General features: G+C 39.2%; 14 protein-coding genes. All 14 read left to right on the top strand.

The window, feature by feature from the left end:
* Positions 1–65 precede the first annotated feature (65 nt).
* The 14 genes from ilvC (at position 66) to hisS (ending at position 14,642) form a co-directional block, all read left to right on the top strand.
* Entirely contained in the window at positions 66–1,082 is a 1,017-nt protein-coding gene (gene ilvC / locus NI464_RS00165; protein ID WP_004278368.1) for a ketol-acid reductoisomerase, read from the top strand.
* Positions 1,083–2,210: 1,128 nt separating this feature from the next.
* Positions 2,211–2,735, top strand: a complete 525-nt coding sequence (locus NI464_RS00160; RefSeq protein ID WP_005103231.1) for a hypothetical protein — start codon at positions 2,211–2,213, stop codon at positions 2,733–2,735.
* Between the two features lie 98 nt (positions 2,736–2,833).
* Complete coding sequence (locus NI464_RS00155; RefSeq protein WP_005103239.1) at positions 2,834–3,535, top strand: fimbrial biogenesis chaperone; 702 nt, start codon at positions 2,834–2,836, stop codon at positions 3,533–3,535.
* Between the two features lie 33 nt (positions 3,536–3,568).
* On the top strand, positions 3,569–5,896 hold the full coding sequence (locus NI464_RS00150) for a fimbria/pilus outer membrane usher protein (protein WP_253137566.1): 2,328 nt from the start codon (positions 3,569–3,571) through the stop codon (positions 5,894–5,896).
* 12 nt (positions 5,897–5,908) lie between these two features.
* Positions 5,909–6,319 (top strand): hypothetical protein, encoded by a 411-nt coding sequence (locus NI464_RS00145; RefSeq protein ID WP_005103244.1) that lies wholly within the window; start codon positions 5,909–5,911, stop codon positions 6,317–6,319.
* A 241-nt stretch (positions 6,320–6,560) separates the two neighbouring features.
* Positions 6,561–7,841, top strand: a complete 1,281-nt coding sequence (locus tag NI464_RS00140) for a glycosyltransferase family 4 protein (RefSeq protein ID WP_253137565.1) — start codon at positions 6,561–6,563, stop codon at positions 7,839–7,841.
* 20 nt (positions 7,842–7,861) lie between these two features.
* Positions 7,862–8,413 (top strand): phosphatase PAP2 family protein, encoded by a 552-nt coding sequence (locus NI464_RS00135; protein ID WP_004278361.1) that lies wholly within the window; start codon positions 7,862–7,864, stop codon positions 8,411–8,413.
* Between the two features lie 87 nt (positions 8,414–8,500).
* Positions 8,501–8,701: a Fe-S cluster assembly protein IscX gene (gene iscX / locus NI464_RS00130; RefSeq protein ID WP_004278360.1), complete on the top strand. Its 201-nt coding sequence runs from the start codon at positions 8,501–8,503 to the stop codon at positions 8,699–8,701.
* A gap of 110 nt (positions 8,702–8,811) precedes the next feature.
* Complete coding sequence (ndk, locus tag NI464_RS00125; RefSeq protein ID WP_004647460.1) at positions 8,812–9,243, top strand: nucleoside-diphosphate kinase; 432 nt, start codon at positions 8,812–8,814, stop codon at positions 9,241–9,243.
* 122 nt (positions 9,244–9,365) lie between these two features.
* Positions 9,366–10,601, top strand: coding sequence for a dual-specificity RNA methyltransferase RlmN (gene rlmN / locus NI464_RS00120; RefSeq protein ID WP_004278358.1), 1,236 nt, complete (start codon positions 9,366–9,368; stop codon positions 10,599–10,601).
* Positions 10,602–10,615: 14 nt separating this feature from the next.
* Positions 10,616–11,416 carry a type IV pilus biogenesis/stability protein PilW gene (gene pilW, locus NI464_RS00115; RefSeq protein WP_005103248.1) on the top strand — a complete coding sequence of 267 codons (801 nt, stop codon included), beginning with the start codon at positions 10,616–10,618 and terminating at the stop codon, positions 11,414–11,416.
* The gene (locus tag NI464_RS00110; protein ID WP_004647463.1) at positions 11,407–12,198 is read left to right on the top strand and encodes a helix-turn-helix domain-containing protein; all 792 of its coding nucleotides are present in this window, start codon (positions 11,407–11,409) and stop codon (positions 12,196–12,198) included. Before pilW ends, NI464_RS00110 begins: the two co-directional genes overlap by 10 nt.
* Positions 12,199–12,221: 23 nt before the next feature.
* Entirely contained in the window at positions 12,222–13,343 is a 1,122-nt protein-coding gene (gene ispG / locus NI464_RS00105) for a flavodoxin-dependent (E)-4-hydroxy-3-methylbut-2-enyl-diphosphate synthase (protein WP_004278355.1), read from the top strand.
* A gap of 3 nt (positions 13,344–13,346) precedes the next feature.
* Positions 13,347–14,642 carry a histidine--tRNA ligase gene (hisS, locus tag NI464_RS00100; protein ID WP_005103249.1) on the top strand — a complete coding sequence of 432 codons (1,296 nt, stop codon included), beginning with the start codon at positions 13,347–13,349 and terminating at the stop codon, positions 14,640–14,642.
* Positions 14,643–14,653: the final 11 nt, after the last annotated feature.

Genomic DNA, 14,653 nt, shown 5'->3' with positions numbered 1-14,653 from the left:
GCAATGTAAATTTAAGGGTCATTGCCTGATTTAACGGACAAACAAGCATTTAAGCGGAGACAGCAATGCAAATTTTTTACGATAAAGACTGTGACTTATCTATCATCCAATCTAAGAAAGTAGCGATCATTGGTTACGGTTCACAAGGCCACGCGCATGCGCTTAACCTGAAAGATTCTGGTGTTGACGTAACTGTAGGTTTACGTGCGAACTCTGCTTCTTGGAAGAAAGCTGAAAATTCAGGTCTTAAAGTTGCTGAAGTTCCTGCTGCTGTAGCACAAGCTGACGTAGTGATGATTTTGACTCCAGATGAGTTCCAATCTCAACTTTACCGTGACGTAATTGAGCCAAACATCAAGCAAGGCGCGACTTTAGCATTTGCTCATGGTTTCTCGATTCTTTATAACCAAGTTGTTCCACGTGCTGACTTAGACGTAATCATGGTTGCGCCTAAAGCTCCTGGTCACACCGTACGTTCTGAATACCAACGTGGTTCAGGTGTTCCTGACCTTATCGCGATTCACCAAGACGCTTCTGGTAATGCGCGTAACGTTGCTCTTTCTTACGCTTCAGGCGTAGGTGGCGGCCGTACAGGTATCATCGAAACTTCATTCCGTGAAGAAACTGAAACTGACCTTTTCGGTGAGCAAGCAGTTCTTTGTGGTGGTGCTGTTGAACTTGTTAAAATGGGCTTCGAAACTCTTGTTGAGGCTGGTTATGCTCCAGAAATGGCGTATTTCGAATGCCTACACGAACTTAAATTGATCGTTGACTTGATGTTCGAAGGCGGTATCGCGGACATGAACTACTCAGTGTCAAACAACGCTGAATACGGCGAATATGTAACGGGTACTGAAGTAATCAACGAACAGTCTCGTGAAGCAATGCGTAATGCGCTTAAACGTATTCAATCTGGCGAATACGCGAAGATGTTTATTCAAGAAGGTGCGTTGAACTACCCATCTATGACTGCTCGTCGTCGTCAAAATGCTGCTCATGGTATCGAAGTTACTGGTAACAAGTTACGTGCGATGATGCCTTGGATTCAAGCGAACAAAATCGTAGATAAAGAGAAAAACTAATTTCTCGAATCAATTGATTTGAATGCGAAAACCCACTTAATTTGAGTGGGTTTTTTATTTCTATGTTTACGTGGCTCAAAAATGGAAGCACTGCTTCCATTTTTTTCGTATCTTAGATTCAAGTGAACAAAACTGTAAATAAGGAAAAGAACTAAAGTTACGTGCCTTGCAAAAAAAACAGGAAAGCAGTTTTTTCCTCTTTTTTTTGTAGCATGTATTCAAGCAGAATAATTCTAATCAAGAATCAAGTTGATTTTTTTAATTTAAAAATATTAATAATGAATAAATAGTTTATTAGAAGAAGGATTTCTTATTTATTAAATATGATTTCTATATAAAGAGTTATTAAGCCTAAATTCTACTAATAATCTTTTTGAGAAATTCAAGTGAGAATATCTAAATTATTTTAAGTCTTTAATTTTTAAAATTTAAAATTTAAACTGAGCTAAATAGTTGAAATGAAATAATTTATTTGTTAATTAAGTATTTATAAAGCTTATTTGAATAATAAAGTTATTTATTCGGTTATATTTAAATTAATAACTATATTTAATTTTAATAAGGAAATAATGTGAGTAATTTTTTAATAAAATTGCAAAATAAGTTTTTAAATATTTATTTTTATTTAAAAATATACAAGCCATTGTTTTAAATATTTTATTTAGAAAAAATTTAATGGTCAAAATTGAATATAATTATCGCTATGTAGTAAAAATAACGAAAAAAAACGGAATAAATCACATTTTTTTATGCACTGATAAGGAAATTGTAAGACTTTGTGAAAATTATTGTTTTAATAAAATAGATTTTAATAATTTTATTTTAATCAGTAACTTAATGTTTTTATTTTTTTAGTAAAAAATGGTAAGAATAGAGAGAACTCCAAGATGTTCGGATTTGTAATGTTATGTGATTTTATATAAGTATTTATTATATAAATAAAAAAATCTTATTTGAAACAAAAAAAATATATTGTGAATAATAACATTTTTGATTTTTTTTTAAATAATGATAATAGAATTGCCTCAGCGCTTATAACTTAAGTGCTCATAATAATAAAGAGAACTTTAATATAAGCGTAAAACTAATAGATAGACATCTTCTTTAAAAAAAGAAATGGAGAAAGACATGAAAAAAATGACTCAAGCAGCATTGGCAGCATTAGTGATGAGCTTTGGCTGTGGTTCAACATTAGTTTATGCAGATGCAGAAATTGCAGGCAAGCCAGGTCCCAAACCAACAAAACCACATAAGCCAGGAAAGCATGGATGTGGGGATAAATGTGATGGGAAAATTAAAATTAATTTGAAAGTCGATAAACATTGTGATGTAGATATGGGTGATACCGTATTAAACCTTGCTCGTTCTACAGCAGGCGGTGGTGAAGTATGGACGGATTCAACATCATTTAGTGTAGATACCAATTCATTCTTTAGAGTGAATTATGTAGCACCTACACAATTAAATGGTGCTGGAGGTTCTGTTCCAGTAACAGTCGCAACTTTGGCAAATGGTGCAAGTTATTCAACTGGAGATCTATTGGAAACTACTTCAGCTACATTTGATGTTACTGCTACTGTAGCGGGTAGTGATTATCGTGATGCACGTGCCGGTGACTATAGTAACGTATATACTTTTGCAGTAGCATTCTAAAAATTATAAATGACTTAATAGTAGGAGATGTTTAATACATCTCCTATTTTAATATTATTTTTTAATAAAAATATTAAGCTAAAATATGGGATTTTGTTATGAATGGGAAGATTTTAAGCTTTTTTATATTATTTCTTTGTGGTTTTTATGCATCAGCAGGAATAAAATTTACACCTGTCCAGATGAATATAGATGATTTCAAAAGGCAGAAAAGTACAACTGTAAATATTGAAAGTACGGGGATATCTACTTCCAAAATATATGAAATTAATGCATTTAAGTGGGAACAAAATGATAAAGGGGAAGATATTCTAGTAAAGGATGATACATTGTTATTTAACCCAAAAATTTTTGAATTAAAACCAGAGAGTAAACAATTGGTTCGGATGGGTTTTAGTCAATCCCCAGCAAACTTAAAAAAAGAACAAGCATGGCGAATTATTTTTGAAGAAATTACGCCTGTTGTAGATAAATCTAACTTAACTTTTCTATTTAATTTTTCTTTACCATTATTTGCTGGTAAACAAGTATCTCCTAAGCTGGATGTAAATATTCAAAAAACGAGTAATACATCTTATTTAAACATTAATAATGTGGCTGATTCTCATGCAAAGCTTATAGAAATAATTGTTTTAGATCAGAATAATAAAGAAATAGTTAAAAAAAATATAGTTCAATATATTTTAAGTGGTAAAAAGGTTGTAGTTGATCTGGGTGATATTAATGTAAATGGGAGGTTGAAGCTTAAAATAAAATTAGAGGACCAAGCAGAATATCTTGAATTTCCTATTAAAGTATAGTTATTAAATAATAAAAAGTAAAAGGATAATACTATGAGATCCACAAAAGTCCTTCTTATGATTGTATGTGGGATGGGATTGTCAAATATCAATGCAGAAATAATTCAAGGAATAACAAAGCCAGAAAACCCAGAAATACTTATCGTTAATATTTGGGTGAATGGCTTAGATTATAACACGGAAACAGTAACTTTTTTTGAGGGGGATAAGAGATTTGTTGAATGTAAGGCTTTGGAAAATATTGGAATTCGTGTAGAGAAAACACCTCGGCATACAATTAAGAAGGATTTTTGTCTTATTACTCAACCGGGAATTAAAGTCGAAGATGATTATAGTTTGCAAGCAATAAAAATATTTTTCCCTGTCGATTATTTTGTGGGAACTGACTATGATCTGCAAATAGAAATTCCTGAAAAAGCAAACTTTGGAGGTTTTGTTAATTATAATTTATTTTATAATAGAGATGATGAAGACCAAGATTTTAATACGTTTTCAGAATTTGGCATATTTAAAGATTATTGGTTATTTAAAAATGCTTTTTTATATCGAAAAGAGCCTGATGAGTTTGAAGAAAATTTGTTAAGAGTAAATAGCACTCTAGATATTGAATTTCCAGAAAAGTATTTAAGATTAACTATAGGAGATACTACAAGTACTTATAATTCATTAAATAGTTCTTTTCGTTTCGGAGGATTAAGTTTTGGAACAAATTATACAGATCGACCAGATTTTATCTACTGGAACACTCCTAACTTAACAGGAAGTGCAAGCCTACCTTCAACTGTAGACTTATTCATTAATGGTGTAAGACTTTATAGGGACTCAGTTGCTCCGGGATATTATAGCCTTCCAGCTGGAGGTGTTTTAAGTCAAGCTGGGAATGCTCAAATAGTAGTTGAAGATATTTTAGGTAATCGTACTGTAAGAAGTTTTCCTGTTTTTATTAATAGTCGATTACTTAAACCAAAACTAAATGAATATAATATCTCATTCGGTAAGCTGCGTTATAATTATGATTCTGTAGATGATGATTACCGTGACTTTTTTTCTAAGTTTTATTTCCGTCGTGGTATTAACTCTTTTACTACTTTAGGTGTCGATCTTTTATATAACCAGGATGTTAGTAATCTTGATTTATTGTGGACGCAAGGTATAAGTAAATATTTTTTAATTGATAGTGCTTTTTCAGCTAGTCAAATTAAAGATGGAGATCAAGGTTATGCTGCTAAAATTAGTCTGACTCGAAATTTAAGAAATTGGTCTGTAGGATTAAATGGTAAGTATTTCTCTGAAGAATACGAATATCTGGGAAATAATTTATATGAATCTAATCTAAAATATTCGGGGATGTTCTATTTTAATTTTTCTAATCTAAAATTTATTGATAATTTGGGTTTTAATTATATATATCAATCTTACTACAATAATAATGGATTATTAAGCGAAGACCGTAAATTTTTTGATATTAGAGCATCTAAGGCTTTAACAAATAATTTATATACTAATTTTGGTTTTTATAAGGACTATAGTGATGAGGATGATCAAGGATTTAATATTGCTCTTTATTATAATTGGGGAGCAAATAAACGAATTTCCCTAGACCATGATACGGCCGATAATGAAACAGCTTTAAGTTTTAGTCGAACCACCTCAACCCAAAATGGTTTCGATTATGTAATAGGCGTAAACCAAGCTGATGATGAACTTCATTACAATGCTTATGGGTTATGGAAAACCAGTGTTGGCAATTTGCAGCTTTCTCATGATGAATATGAGGATCGTCGCAATTCACAGCTTAGTTTTGATGGTGCTTTAGTCTGGCTAGGGAGTAAAGTAGCGCTGACTAAATATGCAGATAATGCGTTTGCACTTGTGCACGTGGATCAGCACCCAGACTTAGATATTTACCGTTCGGCTGGACTGGTGGGGAGTACCAATAAAAATGGTTATATGTTCGTTCATAATCTGATTCCTTATATTCATTATGATATTTCTTTTGATCATAATCAGTTAGGCTTAGATGAAACTTTCGAACAATCTTCAAAAAAAATAATTGGACTTGAACAGCGAGGATATCGGTTAAATTTTCCTGTTCACAAAACTAAGCGTATAGCCCTTAGACTCAAAGATATTAAACAAAATAATTTATCACCAGGCTCTGAAGTGGTTGTAGAAGGCATAACTGCAGAACCTTTTTTTGTGGATAGTCAAGGAATGGTCTATTTATACCTCTTCAAAGCCGGTTCATATAGCCTCAAAGTCCAGACTCAAGGAGGCCAACAGTGCCAAGTTCAGTTCACACTTAATGAAAATCAATTCCAGAACTTAGATAAACAAATGCTAGAAGCAATATGCAGATAGGAGTACAAAAAAATGAAAAAACTCTTCATATTTATAACTACCTTACTAATGAGTGGAATCGCGGCAGCTCAGTATTGTTCTATTGATGGATTTACTGATTCAGAATTGCGTCTGGCAAGTTATCAACGTAGCCAAGCTGCAACCTCTTTTAATGTTTCTTGTGATAAAGGTTACTCTATCTTATTCAGTAGCCAAAACTTGATAAATCCGGATGGTACAAGTTATGTATCGAATGGTCCTTATAAATTACGAACCAAATTAAATTTAAGTGGGGCTAACAGTAATCTATGGGGGGTAAAACTTGATCAAAATTCTGGAAAAAGACAAAAATATATTATTTCTGTTCAACTAGTTGATAATCCTTATAGTGGTGTGCCTGCAGGAGACTATCAGGACCAGATCTCAGTCGATATCGATTTTTAAAAATAAAATTTTAAATATCAAAAAGCCTATAATGATAATAAATAATTGAAAATATTTGAAAGTATTGAAGGGGAGTGTGTAGTAAGTGAATATCTGTTAAACAAGCAGATATTCACTTACTTTTAAGTCGAATGGAGAAGTGGTAAGCATTGTTGTGGAGTTGTATTTAAGCTTCATGATTCATCAAATAGTCATGAGATCTTTCTATACTGGGTGAAAAATATAAGCGAATAGGTGCGAGATGCAACAAATTTCCATCTCAGAATTATTAGAGCAAAGACCTGTTATTCACAAAATCCAGTTTGATTTAAAAGAACAACGTAAACAGGCCATTCATGACAAAATAGTCCTAGAAGATCTGACACGGTCCCGTTTAAAAATTGCCATCGTTACCGAAACCTGGCCTCCTGAAATCAATGGTGTTGCCCATGCTTTATTGCAACTTTGTAAAGGATTGCAAAAACAGGGACATAAGATTTTATTAATACGTCCAGAACAACGACAAGCCTGTAACGATTTTAAACCACATAGTGAATGTTTGGTTAAAGCGCATTGCCTTCCTAAATATAGCAATTTGCAGTTTGGTAGACCGCAATTTCTAAAAATCCATCAAGCTGTTGAAACTTTTACCCCCGATATTATTCACATTGTGACCGAAGGCCCTTTAGGTTTGGTAGCTCAACAGCTTGCAAAATTCCATAAAATTCCAGTCTCTAGCGGTTTCCATTCGTCATTTCAAGAATTTAGTCGGTTTTTTGATTTGGCTTTTTTGCTTAAGCCGATTCAAGGCTATTTAAGGTGGTTTCATAACAATACTGATTTGACCTGTGTCCCCAGTCGAGGTACGGCTCAAGCCTTAAATCAGTTTGGTGTAACTTGTCCCTTGGCAGTTGTGGGCAGAGGCGTCGATCCAGATACATTTTCACCAAAGTGGCGATCACCAGATTTGCGCTATGCTTGGGGAGTTTCAAACGAGACCCGGGTGATGTTGTATGTCGGACGGCTTTCTCCTGAAAAGGAAATTGACGTGCTGATCAAAACCTATTTTGTGCTGCGCCAAGTTCGTCAGCAAGATATACGTTTGGTAGTGGTTGGAGATGGGCCGGATCGCACTCGACTGCAACAACTGAATCAGGATGGCAGTATTGTTTTTACCGGTAGCTTGACAGGAGAAAAACTGTCAGCGGCGTATGCCAGTGCAGATGTATTCTGTTTTGCCAGTCAGGTTGAAACCTTTGGAAATGTGGTATTGGAAGCGATGGCCAGTGGCTTGCCAGTGATTGCTTATGATTATGCTTGTGCAAACTTGCATGTGCAGCATGGTGAAACGGGATGGTTGAGCAGACTTGGACATCAGCGGGGTTTGATTCAGCAGATGCTCGGACTGCCTGATCTGCAAAGATTACAGCAGATGGGCGCGCAAGCACGTAAAAAAGCCGAAAAAGTAGGCTGGCAATATCCGGTCCGGCAATTTGAACAGGCACTGTATTCACTGGTACAGCATCAGGAATACAGGATATAAAACAAGAAAGGAGCACCAGTGTGAAACTCCAGAATGTAAAGATTAAATTTTTAGAAATCGATTTGAAAGGCTGTGTTTATCTGAATCATTTTTCGCATTCAGTCCGTATTGCCACTTTTTTTAAAATGATTAGCCGCTTAGGAAATGGTGCATTTTGGTATTTCATGCTGATACTGGTTTGGATCATGCAAGGCTTGATCTATACCGTGCAGATTGTTTATCTGATTTTGGGAAGTACTATAGGTACTATGATTTACAAGGTGCTTAAAATCAAAACTGTACGACCACGTCCTTATCAGGTACATCAAGTGATCCGTTTGGGTGAGCATCCACTGGATCATTTCAGTTTTCCTTCCGGGCATACCTTGCATGCCGTGATGGCAACCACCGTTTTAGGTTATGTCGCACCTTTATTACTGATGCTGATGTTGCCTTTTACGGTTCTGGTCGCAGTGTCCCGAATGGTGCTGGGATTGCATTATCCAAGTGATGTGGCAGTTGGCGCAATTCTGGGTGGCATGATGGCAATTGCCATTGTCCTGACCGCGCCTTATCTGAATATTGTGCTGTAAAAATAAGTGAAAGCCGGAGCAAAGGCTCGCAGATTTTCACAGATTTGTTAAAGTACAGCATCAAAGCAATTATGGTGAGAAATAGAGATGGGTTTACGTTGGACTGACACGCTCGATATCGCGATTGAACTCTATGAAGCGCATCCAGATGTGGACCCGCAGTGGATTCGTTTTACTGATTTACATGCCTGGGTGTGTGCTTTGCCTGAGTTTGAAGATGATCCAACCAAGTCGACTGAAGGTTTGCTTGAAGCCATTCAAATGGCATGGATTGACGAGGCACGCTAAGGCCTCATCTTAAAAAAGCATTTTTTTACAGATGAAAAGCAGAAAAATGCGCATTATCTCGGTATAATGCGCCAAATTTTCATGTCAACAATTGACTTAAGGAGCCTATCATGGCTATCGAACGTACTTTATCTATCGTTAAACCAGACGCAGTTGCTAAAAACCACATCGGCGACATCTTTGCTCGTTTCGAGAAAGCTGGTCTTCAAATTGTTGCAACTAAAATGAAACATTTGACTCAAGCTGAAGCTGAAGGCTTCTATGCTGAGCACAAAGAACGTGGTTTCTTTGCTGACCTAGTTGCATTTATGACTTCTGGTCCAGTTGTTGTTTCAGTTCTTGAAGGCGAAAACGCTGTTCTTGCTCACCGTGACATCCTTGGTGCGACGAATCCTAAAGAAGCTGCTCCTGGTACTATCCGTGCAGATTTCGCTGTAAGCATCGATGAAAACGCTGCTCACGGTTCTGACTCTGTAGCATCTGCTGATCGTGAAGTTAACTACTTCTTCGCTCAAACTGAGATTGCTCCACGTACTCGTTAATTCGCAGTATTCAAGCCAGATAAGTGTTATTATACTTATCTGGTTTTTTTATTCTCTGAATAATTCTTTGCTCACATATTGAGCTTCTCCTTTCATCTTTAGACATGGTTTAGGTAATACACATGAGTACTGAAGCAGTCGCTGTATCAGCAGTTTCTGAGCCACAGCAACACACTCCATCCGCTCCAGCACAGGCAAATACTGTCGAGAAAGTGAATTTACTTGGCATGTCACGTCCGCAAATGGAAAAATTCTTTGAGGACATGGGTGAGAAGAAGTTTCGTGCCGGGCAGGTAATGAAATGGATTCACCAGTTCTTTGTGACTGATTTTGCTGAAATGACCAATATTTCCGGCAAACTGCGTGAAAAACTGGAAAAGATTTGTGAAATTAAAGCGCCTGAAGTGGTGCATAAAAACTATTCTAAAGATGGTACCCGTAAATGGGTATTCCGTGTTGGCGACGGTGAAGGTTCCCTCGTCGAAACCGTATTGATTCCTGCTGAACATCGCAGTGGTTTACGTCGCACTTTGTGTATTTCTTCACAAGTGGGCTGTGCACTGGACTGTTCATTCTGCTCAACCGGTAAACAGGGTTTCCAGCGTGATTTGACTCAAGCCGAAATTATCGGTCAGCTCTGGATGGCGAACTATTCCTATATGGAAGATGTGCCTGTACTTGAGCGTGAACGTTCAGTCACGAACGTGGTGATGATGGGCATGGGCGAGCCATTGCTCAACTACGATGCAGTATTGAATTCAATGCGTATTATGCTGGATGACTTTGCATACGGCATGTCAAAACGTCGTGTGACTTTATCGACTTCTGGTGTGGTACCAAAAATCGATCAGATGGTCAAAGATATTGACGTGGCGCTGGCTATTTCATTGCATGCGCCAAATGATGAACTGCGTAACGAGCTGGTGCCGATCAATAAAAAATATCCGCTTGAGCAGCTGATTGCTGCATGTCAGCGTTACATTGCCAAAGACGGGAATGAAAGTTCACGTAAACATGTGACGATTGAATATGTGATGTTAGATGGCGTGAATGACCATCCTGAACATGCTCAGCAAATGATTAAGCTATTGAAGAATTTGCCAAGCAAGATTAATTTGATTCCTTTTAATCCGTTCCCGCATGCGCCATATGGCCGCTCAAGCCGCAACCGGATTATTTCTTTCCAAAAAACTTTGTCTGATGCCGGTTTTGTGTGTACGATTCGTCAGACACGCGGTGATGACATTGATGCCGCGTGCGGACAGTTAGTTGGACAAGTTGCTGACCGCACCCGTCGTGCGGAACAGTGGAAAAAGAAAATTGCGCAATCGAATGAGATCATGCGCTCACAAGGATAATAAGAGGTCGCCAGTTGAGAAATCTAACATCTAAGTTTGCTTTGATTTCAACAGTATGTGTGTCTTTGGTTTTAGTCGCGTGTCAGACGCCAGATCTGGGTCAGAAAGACCCTGAAAAGGCCACCAAAGTCCGTACCCAATTGGCGGTAGAATATTTGAGAACAGGTGACCTGGATGCAGCTAAACGTGCGCTGGATCAGGCACTTGAAAGCAGTCCGCGTGATTCTCAAGCGAATATGATGATGGGCGTGCTATTGCAGCAGGAAGGTAGCAAGCTTAATCTCGAAAAAGCAGATCATTATTTCAAGCGTGCGATTTCGGCAGATCCGAAAAATGCACAGGCGCGAAATAATTACGGCACTTATTTATATCAGCTTGAACGCTATAATGATGCGATCGAGCAGTTTCAAATTGCTGGCGCCACGTTGGGTTATGATCAGCGATTCCGTGCATTGGAAAATATGGGGCGGATTTACCTGAAACTGGGTGATACAGCAAATGCTGAAAAATCATTCAAACAGGCGCTGCAAGCCAATCGCGATTCTTATATTTCAATGTTAGAGTTGGCAGAAATATTTTATTTGAACCAGCAGTTCCCGGCGGCGACACAAATGTATCAACAGTTTGTGCGTGGTGTGGGACAGAAAAATCAGGGTGCCCGTGCGCTCTGGGTCGGCATTCGCACTGCGCGTGCCGGGGGTGATCAGTTGGGTATGCAGGTATTGGTCAACCAGTTACGTGCACTTTTTCCTGAAAGCCAGGAATACCAACGTTATTTGCAATTACAGTACAGTACTGAGGCCGTATGGAAGTAAATCCTAATTCACCATCGAATCATTCGAGCGTAGCTCCAAATGCGTTAGGAAATATTCAACGTCCGGGCGAGTACTTGCGCCAGATTCGTATCAATCAGCAGCGCAATCTGGAAGATGTAGCGAAAGAGCTGAACATCCCGGTCAAAACCCTGACTGCACTGGAACAGGACGAATATAAGTCTTTGCCTGAAGCAACCTTTATCAAAGGTTATTATCGGACTTATGCCAAATTTCTGGGTGTAGATGCGTCTAGTATTATTCAGCGTTTTGATGAAATTTATACCAATGATACCGGGCTGCTGCCGAACCATGCCCTGAACAATTCTCCTATTAAAATTATGGGGAAATTGCCAGGGTCTAAGCGGGACCGCAATCGTAAGTGGTTAAAGCGCATTTTTATTACGCTGGTATTGCTGCTGATTTTGGGTGCACTGTTTGCCATGATTCAGAACTGGTCAAGTAGTAATTCACAAAATAGCAGTGAAGTCTCTGGAGTAGGCGCTTCTAATGTCGAGATTCTGAATCTGGATACAGGTGCCGCACTTTCCGGTGATCAGCTGAAACTTGATTTTAACCGTCCGACTTCGGTGCATATTGTCGACTCGGCGGGTAATGTTCTGGCAACTGGCCGTCAGGCATCGAGCTTGCAGCTGAATGGTGAAGCGCCATTCCAGATTCGTCTGGATGATGCATCGGCTGTATCACTCAGTTTAAATAATGAAAATATTTCATTGTCACCCTACACTGTGAACGGAAAAGCAGAATTCCGTTTATCACCTTAACAGATCAAGAGTAGAGCAGAACGATGATCGTAAATCCAATTAAACGTCGTCCAACACGTAAAATTCGTGTGGGTTCAGTTTATGTGGGTGGTGATGCACCAATCAGTATCCAGTCGATGACTAATACTGAAACCTGTGATGTAGCAGCTACGGTTGCACAGATTCAGCGCTGTGTAGATGCCGGTGCAGACATCATGCGGGTTTCTGTACCTACCATGGAAGCCGCGGCGGCATTTGGTGAAATTCGCAAGCAGGTCAATGTACCTTTGGTCGCCGATATTCACTTCGATTATAAAATTGCTTTGGCAGTTGCGGATTTGGGTGCAGATTGTCTGCGGATTAACCCGGGCAATATCGGTTCTGAAGCGAAAATTCGTGAAGTTGTGGCCGCAGCACGTCATAACGATATTTCCATGCGGATCGGTGTCAATGCCGGTTCACTGGAAAAAGATATTCAAAAGAAATATGGTGAGCCGACTGGCCAGGCTTTGCTTGAATCTGCGATGCGCCATATCGATATTTTAGACCGTCTGGATTTCCAGGAATTCAAAATTTCAGTCAAAGCATCGAATGTGTTCCTGACCATGGATGCGTATCGTTTGCTGTCACAGCAAATTGATAATCCGCTCCATCTGGGTGTCACAGAAGCGGGTATTTACCGTACCGGTTCGGTTAAATCTGCCATCGCTCTGGGCGGCCTGCTGATGGAAGGCATTGGGGATACCATGCGTATTTCCTTAGCTGCTGAGCCTGAAGAAGAAATTAAAATCGGTTTTGATATTCTGAAATCGCTGGGTCTGCGCTCAAACGGGATTAACTTCATTGCCTGCCCAAGCTGTTCACGTCAGGAATTTAATGTGATTTCCGTGATGCAGCAACTTGAAGAGCGTTTAGAAGATATTCGTACCCCAATGGATGTCTCGGTCATTGGCTGTAAGGTCAATGGGCCGGGCGAAGCCAAAGAAGCGGATATCGGTGTAGTGGGTGCAGCACCACGTTCACTAGTGTACCGTAATGGTGAGAAGAGCCATTTAATTGACACGAATCAATTGGTTGATGAAATCGAAACCATGGTTCGTCAACGTGTTACCGAGCTTGAAGAAGCTAAATCTAAAGAAATTATTCGTACAAGTTTTCCTGAGTAGATCATGAGTTCAATCGTCGCAATCAAAGGTTTTAATGACATTCTCCCAACGCAAACCCCAGCTTGGAGACGTCTTGAACAGCATCTATCCGGTTTGATGGATGCCTATGGCTATCAACAAATTCGTTTGCCTATCGTAGAACAGACTAATTTGTTTAAACGTTCGATCGGTGATGCAACCGATATCGTTGAAAAAGAAATGTATACCTTCCTCGACAAGGGTAATCCGCCTGAGTCGTTGACGTTACGTCCTGAAGGGACGGCGGGTTGCGTACGTGCCATGCTGGAGCATAACCTGCTGCGCGGTGCGACGCCTCGCGTCTGGTATATCGGCCCAATGTTCCGTTATGAAAAACCGCAAAAAGGCCGCTACCGTCAGTTCCACCAGTTTGGTGTGGAAACTTTTGGTGTTGCGACTCCGGACATGGACGCAGAACTGATTTTGATGACGGCGCGTCTGTGGAAACGTATGGGTGTAGCAGACAAGGTTCAGCTTGAGTTAAATACACTCGGTGAGTCGGATGAGCGTGCAGCATATCGTGCGGCACTGGTTGAATTCCTGGAGTCGCATAAAGCGGATCTGGATGAAGATTCTCAGCGCCGTCTGACCACGAATCCATTGCGTATTCTGGATTCTAAAGATGCCAAAACACAAAGCATCTTGGAAAATGCACCGAAACTTCATGATTTTATGGGTGAAGAAACGCTGGCGCATTTTGCCCAGTTACAGCAGTATTTGACTGATGCAGGCGTAAGCTTCGTGATCAATCAAAAACTGGTACGTGGTCTGGATTACTACAACAAAACTGTTTTTGAATGGACCACAACTCACTTGGGTTCACAAGGTACAGTTTGTGCCGGTGGCCGTTATGACGGTCTAGTGGGTCAACTTAAAGGAAAGGCAGATCAGTCTGTCCCTGCGGTCGGTTTTGCTATGGGGATCGAGCGTTTATTGCTTCTGCTTGAACAGGTTGAAGACAATACCCGGGCACGTGATTGTGAAGTATTCCTGGTGGCTGAACCGGCTTCTCAAGGTAAAGCTTTGGTCATTGCGGAGCAGATCCGTGATCAGCTTGAAGCAGCAGGCAGTCAGGTTCGTCTGAAAGTAGGCTCACAGGGTTCAATGAAATCGCAAATGAAAAAGGCTGATCAAGCCGGTGCTTTGTATGCGGCGATTTTGGGTGAACGTGAACTGGAAGCTCAGGCGTTTACTGTGAAAGAGCTGGCAACCGCAGAGCAATCGAATGTACCATTTACGGACTTCGTTGCATTTTTTAGTACTAAAATTTCTTCAAAATAATCGATAAAACA

Source organism: Acinetobacter lwoffii (genome assembly GCF_024129685.1).
Lineage (GTDB): Bacteria > Pseudomonadota > Gammaproteobacteria > Pseudomonadales > Moraxellaceae > Acinetobacter > Acinetobacter lwoffii_X.
Note: the sequence above shows the minus strand (reverse complement) of the source record. Positions and strands in the feature narration are given on the sequence as shown.

What these genes read in the sequence shown, in the direction of transcription:
- ilvC (WP_004278368.1), top strand. Translation starts at nt 66, where the DNA reads ATGCAAATTTTTTACGATAAAGACTGTGACTTATCTATCATCCAATCT.
- NI464_RS00160 (WP_005103231.1), top strand. Translation starts at nt 2,211, where the DNA reads ATGAAAAAAATGACTCAAGCAGCATTGGCAGCATTAGTGATGAGCTTT.
- NI464_RS00155 (WP_005103239.1), top strand. Translation starts at nt 2,834, where the DNA reads ATGAATGGGAAGATTTTAAGCTTTTTTATATTATTTCTTTGTGGTTTT.
- NI464_RS00150 (WP_253137566.1), top strand. Translation starts at nt 3,569, where the DNA reads ATGAGATCCACAAAAGTCCTTCTTATGATTGTATGTGGGATGGGATTG.
- NI464_RS00145 (WP_005103244.1), top strand. Translation starts at nt 5,909, where the DNA reads ATGAAAAAACTCTTCATATTTATAACTACCTTACTAATGAGTGGAATC.
- NI464_RS00140 (WP_253137565.1), top strand. Translation starts at nt 6,561, where the DNA reads ATGCAACAAATTTCCATCTCAGAATTATTAGAGCAAAGACCTGTTATT.
- iscX (WP_004278360.1), top strand. Translation starts at nt 8,501, where the DNA reads ATGGGTTTACGTTGGACTGACACGCTCGATATCGCGATTGAACTCTAT.
- ndk (WP_004647460.1), top strand. Translation starts at nt 8,812, where the DNA reads ATGGCTATCGAACGTACTTTATCTATCGTTAAACCAGACGCAGTTGCT.
- rlmN (WP_004278358.1), top strand. Translation starts at nt 9,366, where the DNA reads ATGAGTACTGAAGCAGTCGCTGTATCAGCAGTTTCTGAGCCACAGCAA.
- NI464_RS00110 (WP_004647463.1), top strand. Translation starts at nt 11,407, where the DNA reads ATGGAAGTAAATCCTAATTCACCATCGAATCATTCGAGCGTAGCTCCA.
- ispG (WP_004278355.1), top strand. Translation starts at nt 12,222, where the DNA reads ATGATCGTAAATCCAATTAAACGTCGTCCAACACGTAAAATTCGTGTG.
- hisS (WP_005103249.1), top strand. Translation starts at nt 13,347, where the DNA reads ATGAGTTCAATCGTCGCAATCAAAGGTTTTAATGACATTCTCCCAACG.